This is a genomic window from Paraburkholderia sediminicola (assembly GCF_046026855.1).
Lineage (GTDB): Bacteria > Pseudomonadota > Gammaproteobacteria > Burkholderiales > Burkholderiaceae > Paraburkholderia > Paraburkholderia sediminicola_A.
Map to the genome: position 1 here is coordinate 234545 of NZ_JAQQET010000005.1, position 17640 is coordinate 252184.

Annotated in this window: 11 protein-coding genes; 1 reads left to right on the forward strand and 10 read right to left on the reverse strand. The window is 60.9% G+C overall.

Going from position 1 to position 17640, the window contains the following annotated elements; all coding sequences use genetic code 11:
• Positions 1 to 76: 76 nt before the first annotated feature.
• From PQR40_RS07835 to PQR40_RS07875, 9 genes are all read right to left on the reverse strand, one after another.
• The gene (locus tag PQR40_RS07835) at positions 77 to 1435 is read right to left on the reverse strand and encodes a sigma-54 interaction domain-containing protein (RefSeq protein WP_408508705.1); all 1359 of its coding nucleotides are present in this window, start codon (positions 1433 to 1435) and stop codon (positions 77 to 79) included.
• Positions 1432 to 4488 carry a peptidase domain-containing ABC transporter gene (locus PQR40_RS07840; protein WP_408508706.1) on the reverse strand — a complete coding sequence of 1019 codons (3057 nt, stop codon included), beginning with the start codon at positions 4486 to 4488 and terminating at the stop codon, positions 1432 to 1434. Before PQR40_RS07840 ends, PQR40_RS07835 begins: the two co-directional genes overlap by 4 nt.
• Positions 4489 to 4576: 88 nt before the next feature.
• Complete coding sequence (locus PQR40_RS07845) at positions 4577 to 5329, reverse strand: peptidylprolyl isomerase (protein WP_408508707.1); 753 nt, start codon at positions 5327 to 5329, stop codon at positions 4577 to 4579.
• A 37-nt stretch (positions 5330 to 5366) separates the two neighbouring features.
• Complete coding sequence (locus PQR40_RS07850; protein ID WP_408508708.1) at positions 5367 to 6740, reverse strand: beta-barrel domain-containing protein; 1374 nt, start codon at positions 6738 to 6740, stop codon at positions 5367 to 5369.
• On the reverse strand, positions 6718 to 9345 hold the full coding sequence (locus tag PQR40_RS07855; protein WP_408508709.1) for an FHA domain-containing protein: 2628 nt from the start codon (positions 9343 to 9345) through the stop codon (positions 6718 to 6720). Before PQR40_RS07855 ends, PQR40_RS07850 begins: the two co-directional genes overlap by 23 nt.
• Before the next feature lie 217 nt (positions 9346 to 9562).
• Entirely contained in the window at positions 9563 to 10975 is a 1413-nt protein-coding gene (locus tag PQR40_RS07860; RefSeq protein ID WP_408233399.1) for an efflux transporter outer membrane subunit, read from the reverse strand.
• Positions 10976 to 11294: 319 nt separating this feature from the next.
• Positions 11295 to 11570: a hypothetical protein gene (locus tag PQR40_RS07865; protein WP_408339340.1), complete on the reverse strand. Its 276-nt coding sequence runs from the start codon at positions 11568 to 11570 to the stop codon at positions 11295 to 11297.
• Between the two features lie 293 nt (positions 11571 to 11863).
• A complete protein-coding gene (locus PQR40_RS07870; protein ID WP_408508710.1) occupies positions 11864 to 12298 on the reverse strand; it encodes a DUF4399 domain-containing protein in 435 nt (144 codons plus the stop codon).
• 46 nt (positions 12299 to 12344) lie between these two features.
• Positions 12345 to 12848 carry a DUF4399 domain-containing protein gene (locus PQR40_RS07875; protein WP_408508711.1) on the reverse strand — a complete coding sequence of 168 codons (504 nt, stop codon included), beginning with the start codon at positions 12846 to 12848 and terminating at the stop codon, positions 12345 to 12347.
• Between the two features lie 401 nt (positions 12849 to 13249).
• Here PQR40_RS07875 and PQR40_RS07880 point away from each other — a divergent pair, with 401 nt between their 5' ends.
• The gene (locus PQR40_RS07880) at positions 13250 to 15268 is read left to right on the forward strand and encodes an SUMF1/EgtB/PvdO family nonheme iron enzyme (protein ID WP_408508712.1); all 2019 of its coding nucleotides are present in this window, start codon (positions 13250 to 13252) and stop codon (positions 15266 to 15268) included.
• Between the two features lie 97 nt (positions 15269 to 15365).
• Here the strand turns inward: PQR40_RS07880 and PQR40_RS07885 are convergent, their stop codons facing one another.
• Entirely contained in the window at positions 15366 to 17576 is a 2211-nt protein-coding gene (locus tag PQR40_RS07885) for a serine/threonine protein kinase (protein WP_408508713.1), read from the reverse strand.
• Positions 17577 to 17640 lie beyond the last annotated feature (64 nt).

A 17640-nucleotide genomic window follows, 5' to 3' on the forward strand; every position in this document is an offset into this window, starting at 1 on the left:
GCATGGGCTTGAAAGCACTACGTCGAATACGGTAAAGGCGCCTTAGGGCACCTCCGCGTACCTCAGGCACGCAGCCTCAGCTATCGCTGTCGTCTTCATCGTGCTCATCAGCGCCGTTTTGGCTCGTGGGTGACGCATTCCGATTGCGAAAGTCCTTTGAATGCAAACCATGCTTCTTCAGGAGCATTTGCAAATGCGAGCGGTTCATATCGATGCGCCGCGCCAGTTCCGCAACGGTGCCGCTCACTTCGCGAAGGCCGCGCTCCAGGAAGGCTTTTTCCGCATCGTCACTCGCGGCGCGCTTCGCGTCGCTTAGCGACATCAGATTCGCCACGCTGATCTGCTCCTGCCCGGTCGCGGCGGCCGCATTCGACAAAACCGCGGCTGCGCCAGGCGCGGCCGGCCGCATATCCATCGGCAGATGATCGATATCCGCCATATCTCCAGCCAGACACGACACGCGATACATCACGTTGCGCAGTTCGCGAATATTGCCTGGATACGCATAGTTCAGCAAAAAGTCCCGCAGACGCGGCGTCAATCTAACCGGCCTGCGTTTTAGCGTGCCCGCGGCTTCATCGCCGAACCATGCGATCAGCAGCGGAATCTCATCGCGCCTTTCGCGCAGCGGCGGCAACGTGACGTGAATCACGCTGAGACGGTAGAACAAATCCTCGCGAAACCTACCCTCTTCGCTCAATTTCCGCAGATTGCGATTGGTTGCCGCGACGATGCGCGTATCGACGGCAATCGTCTCATCGGAGCCCACACGCTGGATCTCGTGCGCTTCCAGCACGCGCAGCAGCTTCACCTGACCGGCCAGCGGCAACTCACCGATTTCGTCGAGAAAGATCGTGCCTGTATGCGCGCTTTCGAATTTTCCCTTGCGGTCATTTGAGGCCCCTGTGAACGCGCCCTTGCGATGACCGAACAATTCCGACTCCAACAGATTCTCCGGAATAGCGCCGCAATTCACGGAGATAAACGGCTTATCCGAGCGCGAGCCATTTGCGTGGATCACCTTCGCCATCAGTTCCTTGCCGGTGCCGCTTTCGCCGTCGATCAACACCGGCAAATCGGTCGGTGCCGCTTTCTCGGCGATTTCGAGCGATTCGAGCAAACGCGGATTGTCGCCAAACGTCCCTTCAAAAATGAAACTGCGCTCGATCAATGCTTTTCTACGCGCGCCACGTGATTGATCGCCGGGCGCAGCAGGCTCAGCGGCCGTTGCGGCCTGCACAAACCGCTCCCTGTGCGAGAGCTGCATGACCTCGTCGCGCAACGACGTGGCTTGCCGGAGTAGTTTGTCGATGTCGGTACGCTCGAGACGGGATGACCAGCGCAGCGTCGAACGCAGAATTTCGATACGCTCGATCAGGCCCGCGTACGAAATCGCCGGGCTGGGCTCTTCTACCTGGTCGAGTATCTTCATCACGCGCTCAACTGTTTCTGGACCAACTGGTAGTACATGCCGCCGCGCTGGATCAGTTCATCGTGACAGCCCTGTTCGACAATCGCCCCTTCATACAGCACCAGAATCTTGTCCGCACGCATGATGGTACTGAGCCGGTGCGCAATGATCACCGCGGTTCTGCCTTTCAGAATGTCGTGCATATTGCCGAGGATATTGCTTTCCGATTGCGAATCCAGCGCCGAGGTCGCTTCGTCGAATACCAGCAGACGCGGATCGTGATACAGCGCCCGCGCGATGCACAGCCGCTGGATCTGCCCGCCGGATAAACCAATGCCGCGTTCACCGACAATCTGCTCGTAGCCGAGCGGCATCTTGCTGATGAACGCGTGCGCGTCGGCCATTTTCGCGACTTCTTCGATACGGCGCCGTTCGGGCGCGTCGTCGCCACTTGCTATGTTCTCGGCGATCGTGCCGGAAAACAGCAGATTGCTCTGCATGACATAGCCGATCTGCGCGCGATAATAGGCTTTGTCGACCACGCCAAGATCGTAGCCGTCGATGGTCATCTTGCCTTCGGTGGGGGCGTAGAAGCCGACCAGCAGCTTGGCGAGTGTCGTCTTGCCCGAACCGCTGCGACCTACAATCGCTACCAGTTCACCGGGCTTGATCTCGAAGCTGATATTTTCCAGGACATACGCCGAATCGTTCTCGCCGTAGCGGAAATAGACCCCGTTGAGGCTGATTTCGCCTTGCAGTTCAGGCAGCATCACGCGCGAAGGCAAATCCTGCGGCTTCTGTTCCGGTTCGATATCGAGCACGTCGCCGAGGCGTTCCATCGCCACGCCTGCGTCGTTCAGCATGCTCCATAAGCCGACCAGTCCCATCAGCGGACCCAGCACGCTACCCATGAACGCATTGAAGGCAATCAACTGACCGATGGTCATTTCGCGCGCCAGCACCAGATTCGCGCCGACCCAGAGAATAGCGATCGTTGTCGCCGCGTTCAGCAACTGGCTGCCAAGCCCAACAAGAATACTGAAGGCATGTGCCCGGTATTGCACTTCGAGCGCCTTCGCGTACTTTTTCTCCCAGCGCAACCGTACCGGCCGTTCGATGCCCATACCCTTGATGGTCTCGACGCCAGCGAGCGCTTCCATCAAAAATGACTTCGATTCGGTCGACGCCGTGAACACCTCACGCGCATAGTTCTTGATCTTCGGCGTGGCCAGCGCGGTCAGCGCCATGATCGGTATCACAAACGCGATTAGGACCAGCGTCATCTTCACGTTGTAGACGAACATGATCGTGAAGTAGATGAACACCATCAGCAGATTGAGCGCGGTAGTCACCGTGGATTCGGTGAGGAAGGCGCGGATCGTCTGGTTCTCCTGGAAGCGCGCGAAGATATCGCCGGTTTTCCGTTTGGCGAAAAACGAAAACGGTAGCGACAGGGTGTGCTTGAAGAACTGCGACATCATCGCAAAGTCCATATTACGCACCATAAAATTCGCGAGATACGCACGGATCGACGACATCAGTTGCGAAAACACATTGGCGATAATCAGGCCGCCGATCAGCAGATGCAGCAGGCTGACGTTCTGATGCACGATCACGCCGTCGAGAATATTCTGAATAATCAGCGGTGGAATCACACCAAGCACCTGAATCACGAAGGTGGCGAGGAACAGGTGGCCGAGAATCTTCTTGTACGGCCTGAGATACCCGACAAAGCGTATCCACGGCGAACGTGCGGCGGACATCTGCAAGAGATTCGGTCCACCGGTAAATAACAGACAAGTGCCGCTCCAGCCGCGCTCGAAATCCTCCACCGTCATTTTTCTAAAGCCGAGTGCCGGATCGGCAACCCACACGTATTCCTTCGAAAGCCCGTACACCACCACATAGTGATAACCTTCCCAATGCACAATGAAGGGCAGATCGAAACCGCGCAATGAATCGAATGTGCATTGCACGCCGCGTGCAGTGAAGCCGAGCGACTCGCCCGCGCGCGCGAGACTGTCGAGTGTGGCGCCTTGTGTCGTGACGTTGGCGAGTTCGCGCAGCTTGCCGAGCGTCATTGGGATGCTGTAGTGGCGGCATACCATGGCGAGACACGCGGCGCCACAATCCATTTCTTCAGCCTGTTCGACCAGCGCGAAGCGTTTGATGACCTTCTCGCCGAACTCAGGTTTGGTCTGTAAGTCGAGCATCAAGGGCAACTTGCGCCGCTGTTCGAGGCGCTTTTGCCGTTGCAATTCGCGGTCGCCGTAACGAATCCGCTCATCCAGAACTTCGCGCAGTTTCGGGTTGCGCTCCAGAATGAAGTGGACGGTTCGTTCGGGAATCACCAGCAGCCGCGTATCCGTCGTTGCCACGACTGACGCCATCTGCTCCTGCCGCATCAAACACGCTTTCTCGCCGAATATTTCGCCTTCCCCCAGCGTCGCAAGCGTGTAGTCGTGGCCTTCCTCATGACGGACAATGCGCACTTCGCCTTGCCGCACGACGTAGAGCCGCCGGTCGTCGCGCCCGTCCTGCTTGAGAATTTCCTTGCCGCCGGCCGCCCGCTTCACGCCGACGCTGCGCACATATTCTTCGAGTTCCGCCTTGTTGAGTTTGCCGCGCAGATCGAACAACTGTGCGACGAAACCGCCGGCCGAACTGATCGCCACGTAGCTCGCAATAAAGGCCAAGGCAGCCTGATTGCCGGCGAGCACCGGTTCGATCGCGGCGCGAGGAATGAACAGCAATTCGGTTTTCGCGGACGCCCGCACCGACGCCTCATGTACATACGCGCGCAACATCGCAATGTCGGCGAAAATCTCGCCGGTTTTGCGCACGCCCATGCTGGTTTCCTTGCCGTGTTCCTCGGTGAAGATACGTACCGAGCCCGAGCGAACCACATAAAGGCCGTCAGCTGTCTCGCCTGCTGAACACACTGTCTCGCCAAACGAATAAAAGCGTGCCTGCGCATATTCGGCAAGACGCTCGATCTCGTCGCGCGAAAACGGCGAGAGGATTTCCACCGAGGTGAGAAATTCGGCAGTGGGGGGCGCGGTCTGGGGTGCATCCATGTGCTTGCGGACCTCGGTTCGGCTTTGCGTTACCTGGTATTTCGATTTTGCGTTGCGGCGTCATGTGAGGTGACGCGATATACGCCGGCTAGCGTGCTTCGATCACGTGTTCCTGCGCGCGCGCAATCAGCCAGCTCTCACGCAGCAGGCGCCGCACTTCAGCGGCCACATCCGCGTCGAGCGTGGCGGGATATTTCGCCGTCACGGCGAAAATCTCGAAGCACGAGCGATCCGCGGACGGAAACGGCCCCAGCAGATCACCCACCGCTGCATTGAAAATCTTCGCCTCGATATCTGGCTTCAGCGATCCGCGCAGCACCTTGCCAATCACGCCGCCTGCTTCGCGGGTATCCGCAATTGAATGCTCGCGCGCCATGTCGGCGAAGCTCTCGGGATCGTCGTGCAGGTACGAGATCATCTCCTTCGCCTTGCCCTCGCTGTCGAGCACGATATGGCTCACCTCGATCGCGTCGAACTTCGGCGAATTCAGCGCGAAGTAATCCCTGATCGCCGCCTCGTTACCGACCACGTCGAGCATTTTTTCCTGATACAGCCCGTCCGTAATGAACGCCTCGAACTCGTCGAGACTCACGGCGAGCGCATCGAGGTACTGATTCATATCCGTCGCGCGATGCAAGCCGCGCACACGGCGGAACTGATCGGCGCGCTGCTGGATTTCGTCCGTAGTGACGGCAATGCCCTGTTTCTTTGCCGCATGCACCGTGAGCTTGTCGCGCACAATCTGCTCGATCAGGCTCTCGAACTGGCCGGTCAATTTCAGAAGACGAATGAACTCGGAAACGTCCACGACTTCGTCATCGATTCGCACTATCGCGGTCATGTCATCCGCTCCTTTGATTGACGTGTAATCGGCGCGCTCAACCTGCTACCTGCCTGAACGGGTCGAGACCCAGATCGATCAGGCGCCGCTCGCGCACCACGATCTCCGCGCTCGCCGTCATGCCGTAGCGCAGCGGATAGCGGGTGTCGGCGATCTGGTAGTAGTTCTTGTCGAGCGTGACGCGGCCTTCGTACACCGGCTGCTTGTCCTGCACGGACGGTTTGGTGGCCGGCGAAATATAGGCGAGCGTGCCGCTGATCAGCCCATAGCGCTGATACGGGAACGCGTTGAATTTCAGCTTCACGGGCTGGCCCTCGTGCAGAAAAGCACGATCGTGTTCGGCGATTTCGATCTTCAGCACGGGCTTCGCGTCTTTCGGCGCGATGCCGCCGAGCGGTGCGTTCGCCTGAATCTTGTCGCCCCGCTGTGTGGAGGTGACGTCGGTGATGACGCCGGAGACCGGTGCGAGGATCAGCAGGAAATTGTCTTTGTCGATGTTCTCGAAGCGGATCCGCGCGGCGGCTTCGGCCACGAGGCGCGCGGTCTGCAATTGCAGACGCAGCTTGTCTTCCGAGTCGGTGATATCGCGGACTGCCGAATCGTACTGGAGTTGCAAGTCGGTGGTCTGCTGCCCGCTGGTTTCGAGTTGCGCATTAGCTTGCGCGTATTCGTGGCTCAGGCGGAAATCCAGTTCCGCGAGTTTCGATTGCGCGACACGGTAGGCGTTATCCGCTTCCATCGCAGCGGTTCGTTTCTGCTCCACCTGCAACTCGGCGATACCGCCGCCACCCGGTTGGGCGAAAAGCCGCGAGTAGCGGTCCAGCTCCTGACGCGCCGCCTCGCGCGTACGGCGCGCGTTGTCGAGCACGCTGCGCGCTTCGTCGAGTTCGGCTTTTTGGCCCTCAGCGAGCTTGGTTGTGCCTTCGGAGACGCGGTTTTCGTGTTGATGCGATTCCACTTCCATCTGTGCCTTCAGCGCGGCCGCCTTGCGCTCCATCAGCGCTTTCTTCTCGGGGAACTGCTTCCAGTCGCGTTCGGCGTCTTCGAGTTTGAGCTGCGCCTGCAGCGCGTTGCTCGCTGCCTCGATCGCACCGCGCGCATTCAGCCGCGCCAGCACGTCGCCCTTCGATACCGGTTGCCCCTCGGCGATGTACAGATCGGCGAGCTCGCCGTCGATCGGCGCATAGATGCGGCGCACCTCCGATTCCGGCGAGAGCGTGCCTTGCGCGCTGACGATCACATCCGCGCGACCCACGAACGACCACAGCAAACCGGCCACCACCAGTGCGGCCATCGCCCAGATCAGCGCGCGAGCGAGCCGCACCGGCTCCGCGGTCAGAATCGCGATGCCTTCGACGCTATGGTCCTCCAGCGCCTCCGACAACGGTCTAGGGTGACTGTCGCGTTTCACTCTGCTCGCCTCCAATCAACGCCAGCTTTGCCTTCAACAGCCCAGGGTCCAGCACCATGCGCAAGTCAGTCAGCGAACGGCGCTGCAAATCCGCTTCGGCTTCGATATCCGCGAACAGGCGGTCGAAGTCGGCGGGATGATCCGCCTTCAGTTGCGTATAGATGCGCATGCCCTGTTGCGCGGCGGACTGCGCATCGGAAAGCAGACGCGCCTCGTTGCGAAAACCGGGCGAAATCCCCGCTTCCAGCCGTTGCGTGCCACCGATCGGACCGTTCGCCCGATACTGCTTCCAGAGGCTCTGCGCGCGCAGCAGCAGATCTTGCGCACGCGCGAGCGCTTTGTCGTGCAACGCGGCGACGTCTTTCTGGACCGATTGCACGAACCACGCGTCCGCCGTTGGGTCGAGACTGGCGTAGAACGACAGCAGGCGTTGGTCGTAATCCTTGCTGCCGCGTGTCTTCTGCAATTCGGTGAACTGGTCGAGCAGCGCTTTCTTGTGCGCCAGTTCCGCTGCGATCACGTCGGACCATGGCCCGGCAGGCATGGTCTGCAAACCTGTCAGCGCCTGTTGTGCATCGCCCCGCTGCCACGCCGCGCTCGCTGCGTCATGGCGCTGAATGACATCAGCCGACGGCAAGCGGCTCGCGGCCAGTTGCTGAAACTGCGCCTGAAATGGCGGCGTATTGAAACGCACCGTTTTCAGCAAGGCGAGCAACGGCGTCAATTGCCGACTAAGCGCGGCGTTCAGCACGTCGGCGTAGTGGCGCAAGTCTTCCCGTACACGATCGAGGCCGGCGAGACGCGGATAGCGTTGCGCATAATCGTCGAGGACGGCAGGCAGCGCGTCCGGCTTGTCGCGCGCCAGTTCGGTGCGAATGGTGCCATTCAGGCGGTCGATGGCGGCGATATACACCGAGTCGTCGCTCTCCAGTTTGCGCAAATGGCTCAGCGCCTGCGCGTACGGCTCCGCAAAAACAGGGACGTACGAGGCAATACGGTCGAGTGCGCGCTGATGGCTCCTGGTGTCGTCGTCCCAACGTTGCAGCAGGCCGCTAATCGTGGCCTCGTCGGTGTACATGCGGATCGGCGCGTCTGCCCCGCCGCGCCCCACCACGAAGCGCTCCAGGTCTCCTACCCACTGCAATTCGCCGACCAGAGAGGCGGCGTCCGCATTGTTTGTACTCAACCCGCTCATCTCCTTGAGCAGCGCGTCGGCCTGATCGAACTGCGCCTTTTGCAGCGTGTTCAGCCAGTTGGGGAGTTTCGCCTTGAGTAGCGCTTCGCTCGCCAATGCGCTGACTTTCGTGTCGGTGGGATGATTCGCCAGGTAGCCGTTTGCCGCCGTCACCGCGCTGGTGTAATCGCCGCTCGCCAGCATATTTCTCAACTCGCGCTCCGAAGAGCCGCGCATGTAGAGCGTCAGCGCAATGATCACCAGAACGACGAAGGCCGCGCCACTCCACCACGCGGCACGATGCACCATCGCGTGATCACTACCCGCAAAGGCCTTACTGAGTTCGCTCGCGAGTAGACGCCAACGCCGCGATCGGCCCTTCTGTGCGCTTGTTTCATTCGTGCCTTGCCGCGCATGTGCGCCGTTTGCGCCCTGCGTGCCGTTTGTTCTGTTCGTGCCCTTCGCGCCATGTGTGCCATTTACGCCGCCAACACCACCTGTCAGCGTGTCGCGCTTCGCGTGTGCCGATGCGGCCTGCGCTGCCTCGTTGACTTCGTCTTCGCGTTGTAGCCCCGGGTCGACGCAAAAGATATCGAGGAACGAATGCGCGGCGGCAACGAACGTGGTCTTGTCGGTATCGGCAGCTTCGTCGACGGCGGGATTGAGGAATACCTGGGTCACGGTGGGCTCGACTTCAGGGGGTTTTTGCAGTGTCACCCTGTAGACGAAGTGGTCGCCGCCAAATGCAAGGAGGTCCCCCTCCACAAGCGGCAGCGCGGTTTCGTCGAGCCGCTTTCCGCCGACGAATGTCCCGTTGGTGCTGCCCAGATCTTCGAGGTAGAGCTCGCCACTCTTCAGAAAGATGTGCGCATGGCGCCGCGAGATGTAATTGACCTGATGCGGATAGCGCTCCTTGTAGCGCGAGAAGACTTCGTCCGCCTTGCTGATGAGAAAGGGGAACGCCTGCACGTCGATCGGCTGAAGCCCGAGGTCGTCGCGTTGCGGCACCAGCAGCAAGCCGGGCACGGGAACCGCGCTGGCAGCAGCGACGATTCGCGCGCGCGGCTCGATACTCACGCGATAGCAAAGCTCGCCGCCGAAGCACAATTCGTCGCCGGCACGCACCCGCGCGGGCGCCTGCCGCACCGCAACGCCGTTGAGTGTCGTGCCGTTCTTGCTGCCGAGATCGGCGACATAGACAGCGCCATGTTCCGTAAAGATGCGCGCATGGCGGCGTGACAGGCGGGTAATCCGTTCAACGGGATAGTCGGTAAACGGCACCTCGCTGCGCCCGATCGCGAACAGATTATCGACGATCCGGATCGCATCGAGCGCGGGACGCTGCGCGGAGGCAACCGGCGACAGCACCACGTCGAATGTGGAGTCCAGTGTCGCGCGCATCTCAGCAATCGGAGCGTCCCCGTTGGCCATTTTATCTGGATCACTAATCGTTTACCCGCTGCGGCGAGAGCGCAACAGGAACGGAAAGAAGAGTTACGGCGAATAGTGGATGTTCTAGTGAGCCGTGCAGAATCCGGCTCCTTACAAATTTTAAGTCACGCATCGCAAGTGTCAATTTTCAAATCGTCGGTTGCAAGGGCCATTCATGCGTCATATGCAGCCGAAATACGCCGCGCCTCGGATTAGCTCAGTGTTCCTTTACTTCCGTTTGCACATCCACGCTCGGCCAGCCACCGCCCAGCGCCTTATAGAGCAACACCGTGTCCGACAGAATCAGTTGATGGTTGGCCAGCAATTCCTGCTGCGCCGCCAGCAAAGTCCGTTCGGTTTCGAAAACTTCCAGTTGCGACACCACGCCAAGGCGTAATTGCGACTGGATCTGATCGGCGACGATTTGCAGACGTGACACCTCCTGCTGCAACTCCACACGCTGCGCCTTGTGCGAATTCAGATTGACCAGCGCGTTTTCCACTTCCTCGAACGCCCCCATCACGGCTACGCGGTACTGTTGTTCGGCGACGGTCGATTGCGCCTGCGTGACCTTCACATGCGCCCGCACACCGGGATCGAGCAGCGGAATGTTGATGCTAGGCATGAATCCGTAGGTGAACGACTTCAGCAAATCGGTCAGCGCGAAACTCGCGGTGCCACCGTGGCCAGTGAGGTTGATGGTGGGCAGTTGCGCGAGCTTGGCCTGGCCGACCAGGTCGTAGGCTTCCAGCACTCTGAACTCGGCGGCCACCACGTCGGGGCGCCGTGCGAGGAGTTGCGCGGGCAAACCGTCGGGCACTACGGGCAGTTGCACGCGTTGCTGCAAATGTCCTTTCGGTAACTGGAACTCGCCCGCCGGCACGCCGAGCAGCGTGCATAGCGCGTTGTTCGCGAGATCACGCGAGCGGCGCAGTTCGAGCAACTGATTCGTCAGACGGTTGATCTCGGCCTGTTGCCGTAACACCTGAGTTTGCGGCACGAGGCCGTTGCGGCGTTGACCGTCATAAATGGTGAGAATCTGCCTGTTCGTGACGAGCGTGTGTTGCTGCTGCTCGATCTGGTCGTCGAATTGCAGGATCTGGAAATAGGTACTTGAGACGTTCGACACCAGTTCCAGATAGCCGGCGCGCCAATCCGCTTCGCTCGCGTGGAATTCGGCCTTTTGCGCCTGTACGCCCTTCTCAACTTTGCCCCAGATATCGATGTCCCAGCTCACTTGCGTCGCGACGTTGTACTGTTTTGCAAACGTCTGACCCGTACTCTTTTCGAAATCGGCACCGCCGCCGAGATCCATGGTCGGCAATGCGCCCGCTTTGGCCTCACCGATCTGCGTGCCGGCCACGTCGATACGTGCGGCCAGTACCTTGATATCGAAGTTGCTGGCGATCGCTTTCGCGATCAGCGTGTCCAGATACGGATCGTGGAAACTTTTCCACCAGTCCGGCTCGATGGTCGCCGCCGCCGATACTGGCGAGCCCTTCTGATCCGACCACGACGCCTTGGCCGGTGTATCCGGCCGCTTGTAGTCGGGCATGCTGACGTCGATGCACGCGCACAGCGACAGCGCGCAGGCCGTTGCAGCGCAGAGTCCGCGCAGCGCCGCGGCCATACGGCTTGCACTCGCCGGTTGACGATCCACACAGCACTGCGCCGAAGCGCTGAAAGAGTACTGACGGACCACTGAATCAAGCAACGCTGACACGATTTTCTCCGATGACACCGGCTACGCTGCACGAGGAGAACGCGCTGTTTAAGTAAAGCATGTCCTGCCCGGCTTCACCATCGAAGCGGTGCGGAAATGTCGGCGCGGGGATCGGGCGGTGACGCCAGGCTCGTGTGAAAAGAACGATTGGATGCGAGATCTTTTTGACGCGTTGAGGTGGCGCGTCCCGCGGAGGCCTGAGCGCCTCCGCGGCGGCGGGCGCCGTTCAATACACGTTGATGTTGTTGCTGGAGCTCACATGCGGGTCGATCGTGGTGGTGACACCGGCAACGAACGCTGCGTTGTTGCCGTTCGCGTTCTGAATGTTCATCGTGGTGCTGATCAGTTGCGTGGCGTCGACGGTCTTGCTGTTGTTCGGCGCGTACACGGGCATGAAGTTGAAGTACGACGAAGACGGGCCGAAGCCGCCGCGCACGCCGCTCATGGCCTTGCTGTCGAGTTGGGCGGTGAGGGACAGGTCTTTGATCATTAGCGTGTTCATGGTAAATCTCCTGGAAGGGAAACAGCACAGTCTTGCGGTTGGGTTCGAGCATCTTGTCTGCTCGAGTGTCACTAATGCATGGGCTGTGCCAGTTTCGCTTTCCGTTCCCAAGAAATATTCCGAACGGCTGTAGATAAGGGACTTCGGGGATGGTGTGCCGTTAGACGCAGCGCGACGGCTGCAAAGCACCAGGTTCGCACTGGTGGATCGCAACCAACAACTCACGCGACGGTGTTGGTTGCAACGTGACACTGAAATGGAAAGCCGATCGCACCAACCAAAACCAATACAGGTCAACGCGCAATGACCGTGATCTTCTTCGAGTACACCGGCGGATTGTGCGGCATATGCATGTCGTCGCCCATCAGCAGTTGCAACGTGTGCTTGCCAGGTGGCAGTTGAATCATCGTTTCCGTTTCGCCCGCGCCGAAATGCAGATGATTGCGGTCATTTGGAATTTCCTGGTCCATCGGTGGCAGGTCAGTATCGATCAACAGATGGTGGTGCCCCGTGTTCGGATACTTGACGCCTTTAGGCGCCACACCCATATAGCGCAAGCCGAACCACACCCGAAACGGTTTATCGGCCTGCACCACCTGCCCGTCGTTCGGATAGCCGATATAGACATGCGCGCCGGCCGGCGACGGTGTCGTGCCGGCCGTGGCGAAATTCGGCGCGGCCAGTGACGCCAATGTCACAAGCGCCGCGAGCGCGATGATCCTGTACATGTTGGTCTCTCCGTCCTGACGGACCCGCTTTGAATGAACGGGACAGCTAGTCTTTTAGTACGGTGATGGTGATCTTCTTCGAATACACCGGTGGTACGTGCGGCACGTGGTGATGGTCACCGAGAATGAGCTGCAATGTGTGCTTGCCCGGCGGCAACTCGATGCGCGCGTCGGTTTCGCCCGCACCGAAATGCAGGTGATTACGGTCCGATGGAATTTCCTGGTCGAGCGGCGGCAGATCCGTGTCGATCAGCAGATGGTGATGCCCGGTGTTCGGAATCGCCACGCCCTTCGGGCACACGCCCATGTTGCGCAGACCCATGCGGACCCACAGCTTGCCGCCGTGAATCACCGCCCCGTCCGACGGCCAGATGATGTATTCCTCGGCGCCCGGTGGCGAAGGCGTTTGTTCGGCAAGTGCGAATTCGGTCGTTGACGCAATACCGAGCAGGAGAGAACAGGTGGCGCACAAAACCGTGCAGAGCTTTGCAAGGCCCACCTTCGTTCCATAACGTATGTCGAGCACGCCAGGTGTGAGGGTTCTTCGCATTGCGCACTCTCCCGAAGATTGGTCATGGCTGCCTCGGCTGCGCAATGCGCAGCCGGACGCTCCGGCTGAATGTCGCGGGCGCTCGCGTAGTTTCACGTGAGTTCACGGGGCGGATTCACGTCGATGAGCGGCAGTACTATTAAAACGGCCGTACTGCCCTACTTTGTGAATTAGCTTAGGACGTAACTTGCCAAAAAGATACGCCACACTCGTTAACCGTATAACGCATTGATGAGGTGCGGACAGTTGTGACGCGCAAACCGCGTGCTATCGTTGTTCATAGGTTGTCGATGGAGAGTCGATAGCGGCATCGATGCTGCACCCGATCCACTCCAACGGCTGACGCGGGCGTCTCTGTCGTCGAAACCCTATGTTCTGTCCGGAATAAACAGGATACGAATATGTGGCGAACATTCCTGCTGGTGTGTATGGCCGGGGTCATTCAGATGCATTGGGGTAACGCTTACGCCGCGGCGCAGCGTGAGGGCGCGGAGCACGGCGCTGCCGCTATGCGTGCGACAGCCACGTCCATCACGCCGCTCGCACTGAAAAAAGACAATACGTTGCCGCCGCGCATCGCGCTGGTGATCGGCAATAACACCTACAGTCAAGATTCAGACCCGGTCCACGATAATGCGCTGCGCGACGCAGAAGCCATGCGGGACACACTGCGCGCGCACGGCTTCGACGTCATCATGCGCGGCAATGCGACGCCGCAGCAAATGCGGCAAGCCGTCCGCGAATTCGGCCAACGTCTGCGAGTTGGCGGCACCGGACTCTTCTATTTCGCGGGACACGGCATGCAAATCGGTCGGCAGACACTGCTCGTGCCCGCCGGCCTCGATGTACGCACGCCGGCACGGCTCGTCAGCGAAGGCGTCGATCTGAATACCGTATTGCAGGCAATGCGCACGCCGCGTGCCGGTGCACTCAATCTCGTGATTCTCGATACGTGCCTGAACAACCCGTTCTCCAGCGACGTAACGCTCGATGCGTCCGCGCTGCCTGCCAATACGGTGATTGCGTATGCCACTGCGCCGGGAGGGTTTGCAGCCGACGGCATGCATCACGGTGTCTATACGAACACATTGCTGCGAACACTCGACGACGCTTCTTCATCGCAGGATCTTGCGGGATTGTTTCAACGCGTCGCGACGCAGGTTAGCGAGGCCACCGGCGGTGAGCAAACACCGTGGATCGCTTCGTCGCTTGCCAGCGACGCGAGCCTGAATGGGCCGGTATCCCGCACGGCTATGGCGGCACTCACATTCGCTGCCAGCGACAACCCCATTGTCGCGCTGCACAGCAGAGGTATTCTGCCCAAGGACAGCAGCGAGCAATACGAAATCACCTTCTGGGATTCCATCAAGGACAGCAACTACCCCAGCGACTACGAGGCCTATTTGAAGGCCTACCCGAATGGCCGCTTTGCCACGCTCGCCCACGCGCGCATTGACCGGTTGCGCGCTGCGGCGTCGGCGAGTGCGCCATCTACTTCGCCATCTGCCACGACATCTGCTGCGCCACTGGTTGCGCCAGCGATTGCACCGGCACAGCAAGCCGCGCGACCCACCCCGCCCGCCAGCGCGGCGCCGCAGGGCCACCCGCACGCCGCCGTGCCGCCGCCAACTGCGTCGACCGCTCCACCTGGCGCACCTTCCACGCCGGCGGTAGCACAAAAGCCCGCGACGCATGCACCAAGCGCAGGCGAAAGCCGCGATTGCGCCACCTGCCCGATCATGATCGCGTTGCCCGCGGGCGCGTTCTCGATGGGCAGCAGCACCGACGACCCGTCCGAAAAGCCCGTCCATCACGTGACCATCGGCGCGCCGTTCGCGATCGGCAAGTACGAGGTGACCGTCGAGCAATGGAACGCGTGTACCGCCGCGAACGCCTGTCAAAAGCTGACGCCCGAGAACAATACAAACAAAGCGACACCGGCACGCGACCTCAGTTGGGACGACGCGCAACAGTACGTGAAGTGGCTGAGCAAAACGACCGGCAAACCGTACCGCTTGCCCACGGAGGCCGAATGGGAATACGCGGACCGTGGCGGCACCACGACGGCATACTGGTGGGGCGATCAGATGCGTAAGGGCAACGCCAATTGCAAGGACTGCGGCGATCCCTGGCACAAGGAGGGGCCCGAAGCGGCCGGCTCGTTCGCGCCGAATCCGGTTGGCCTGTATGACATGAACGGCAATGTCTGGGAATGGGTCGCCGATTGCTGGCACAACTCCTACCAGGGCGCGCCCGCCGACGGTCACGCGTGGGACAGCCCAAGCTGCGACATGCGCGTGATTCGCGGCGGTTCGTGGCGCGAAGGCGGGAGCTACATGCTGAGCGCGACGCGCTTCAAGTACAGCGCGAGCGTGCGCCAGTCGCAAGATGGCTTCAGGGTGGTCAAGGATCTGAAGTAACGCGGTGGCGACCACAGTGGACGCGGGTCATGCTGGGCGGTGGGTGCGTCTTGGGCTGCGAGCGCTTTGGAAGCTGCGGACGATCTCGGCGCGCCTCTTAAGGCGTGTGCGGCTTGGTCGTGATTGGCGCGAAGTCAGCGACGATGTGATCCTGACCGTATTTGCCGGCGATCTGCGCGAGCCGCGTATCCAGTGCGTGCAGATAATCGGCACGTGATTCGCTTTCGGGCCGCGGCTTGTCGAATAGCGGCGCGGGCGTAATCAACAGCACCACCATCTCCGATCCAAACGGCTTCGAAATGATCCAGTCACCGGCGCTGCCGATCGTGGCCGAATAGTGCGGGGGCGCCTGATTGTCTTTCGCACGCGGACTCGGCACCATGTGCACGACGCTGCCGTCGAGCTGGTAGTAGTCGAGGTTCACGTACGAGTCGTAAGCGGGCGTGGTCACGTCGACGACCAGCGGATCGCCTTCGCTCAACTGGCCGCCAGGCGGCCGCACATGCAGCGACGCAACGTGGCCCGCCTGCCAGTTGCGGGTCCAATAAGGGGCGAGCGCGTTGATCGTGGCGCATTTGTCGTCGGCGAGTGGCTCAACCTGGAGCGTCAGCGTATCGACGCCCGGCAATGCCGCCAGGGTGTCCTTCAGATGCGCCGCGCCGTAGCGCTGCGAAACGTAGCCGCGCACCGTCAACGTGTGGTCTTGTGCTGAAGCGGACAGCGCCGAGCACGGCACCTGCGCCAGAACCGGCGCGACGGCGGCCAGGGTCAACGCGGGTTGGGGCGCGGGTGGTTCAGGAGGTTGCGCCTGGGGTGATGACCCGGGCCCCATTGCGGTTAGCGCTGAGGTTGTCCCGACAGATGAGCCTGCGGTCGGTTTTCCGGTGCCCCCAGCGATTGGCGCGGTTGTCGAAGGGGGTTCAGGCGCGCTCGCTACCGTTGCTGCAGCAACAGGCTTCGCGACCGAAGCCGCTTGATCCGCTGACACCTCCGAAGCCGGCTGCGCAGCACTTTGCCGATTCGGCGCTGACCGCAACGCAAACACGCCAACAACCGCGGCACACACCACCGCAAAACCCGCGAACCCTGCCTTGACCAACGTACCCGACTTCTCCGCACGCGCTTCGTTGTCGAACTCCGCGATGAAGCGCACGACGCTCGGCATGCGCGTGGCGCGATCGAACGAAAGCGCGGCACGCAATGCGCGCCACTGTTTGGCATCGAGATTGGGCGGCCGCTGCGGCTTGAAGTCCGCATTGCGGGCCTGTGTCGCCGACAATCGGTCGAACGGATGGTGGCCCGTCAATAACTCGTAGGTAATGCAGCCGAGCGCGTAGATATCGTCGCGCGGGTCCGGCTCGCGATGCTCGATCATCTCCGGACTCGCGTACGCGGGCGTCAACGCGCCGAGACTGCCGGGGTCGAAGACAGTGGCGTCGCTCTCCTCCTCCGGCCGCTGGAACACGCGGGCGATGCCGAAGTCGATCACCTTCACTTCGGCATTCGTCGTGAGAAAGACGTTGGCGGGTTTGAAATCGCAATGTACAAAGCCGTGTTCGTGCGCATAGGCGAGCGCATTGCACATGCCGCGCACAATCGGCAGCGCGGCGCGAACCGGCATTCCCTGATAGCCCGGCGTGCGCAATAGCTGGCTCAACGGCTTGCCGGTAAGGTACTCCATCGTCAGGTAGACGATCGGTCCGTCGCGGTCGAAGTCGTACACTGCGATGATGTTGCGGTGCGCCAGCACCTGCGCCTTGCGCGCCTCGCGTTGCAGCGCGACGAGTGAATTCGGATTGCCGCGAAACTGGACGTTGAGCACCTTGACCGCGAGATACGGTTTGCGATCCGACGCCTCGAGCTTGCGCAAATCGAGCGCCTTGTAGACCGTGCCCATCCCGCCGACACCCAGACATTCCTCAAGGACGAAGCGGTTGTTCAGCGTATCGCCGGTGCCTTTGATCTGATCGTGTCCCGGCGCACTGGCGGCGCTCCCGGCACTTGTGGAGCCTGCCGCGTTCGCCCCACTCGCCGAGCGTACCGACGGTATCTCGACGGTGGTCTGCATGCCGGTTTCCTCGCCGCCGGCCGCCACGTTCGAGACGCGCAACTGTTCGATGCGCCGCCGCACCTCGGTGTAGAGATCGTCGGGCAAAGGGGCTTTGCGATGCGCTGCGCCGAGCATGTCCAGCAGCTGCGTGGGACCGAGTCCTTCGGTCGTCAACGTGCTGTCGAGTTGAGCGACGAACTCGTCACGTGACAGCTCGCCGCTCTGATAGTCGCGAATCACATGCGCAAGGCTAGCCATTTGTGCGAAGCGCCCCCGCTGCCGTTGGACCGGATCGCATGCGACCGGAGCCTTTCGGGCTGAT

Coding starts and splice junctions, on each gene's coding strand:
- PQR40_RS07875 (WP_408508711.1), bottom strand. CDS start 12,848: ATGCGAAGAACCCTCACACCTGGCGTGCTCGACATACGTTATGGAACG.
- PQR40_RS07865 (WP_408339340.1), bottom strand. CDS start 11,570: ATGAACACGCTAATGATCAAAGACCTGTCCCTCACCGCCCAACTCGAC.
- PQR40_RS07855 (WP_408508709.1), bottom strand. CDS start 9,345: ATGGCCAACGGGGACGCTCCGATTGCTGAGATGCGCGCGACACTGGAC.
- PQR40_RS07880 (WP_408508712.1), top strand. CDS start 13,250: ATGTGGCGAACATTCCTGCTGGTGTGTATGGCCGGGGTCATTCAGATG.
- PQR40_RS07870 (WP_408508710.1), bottom strand. CDS start 12,298: ATGTACAGGATCATCGCGCTCGCGGCGCTTGTGACATTGGCGTCACTG.
- PQR40_RS07840 (WP_408508706.1), bottom strand. CDS start 4,488: ATGGATGCACCCCAGACCGCGCCCCCCACTGCCGAATTTCTCACCTCG.
- PQR40_RS07845 (WP_408508707.1), bottom strand. CDS start 5,329: ATGACCGCGATAGTGCGAATCGATGACGAAGTCGTGGACGTTTCCGAG.
- PQR40_RS07860 (WP_408233399.1), bottom strand. CDS start 10,975: ATGGCCGCGGCGCTGCGCGGACTCTGCGCTGCAACGGCCTGCGCGCTG.
- PQR40_RS07885 (WP_408508713.1), bottom strand. CDS start 17,576: ATGGCTAGCCTTGCGCATGTGATTCGCGACTATCAGAGCGGCGAGCTG.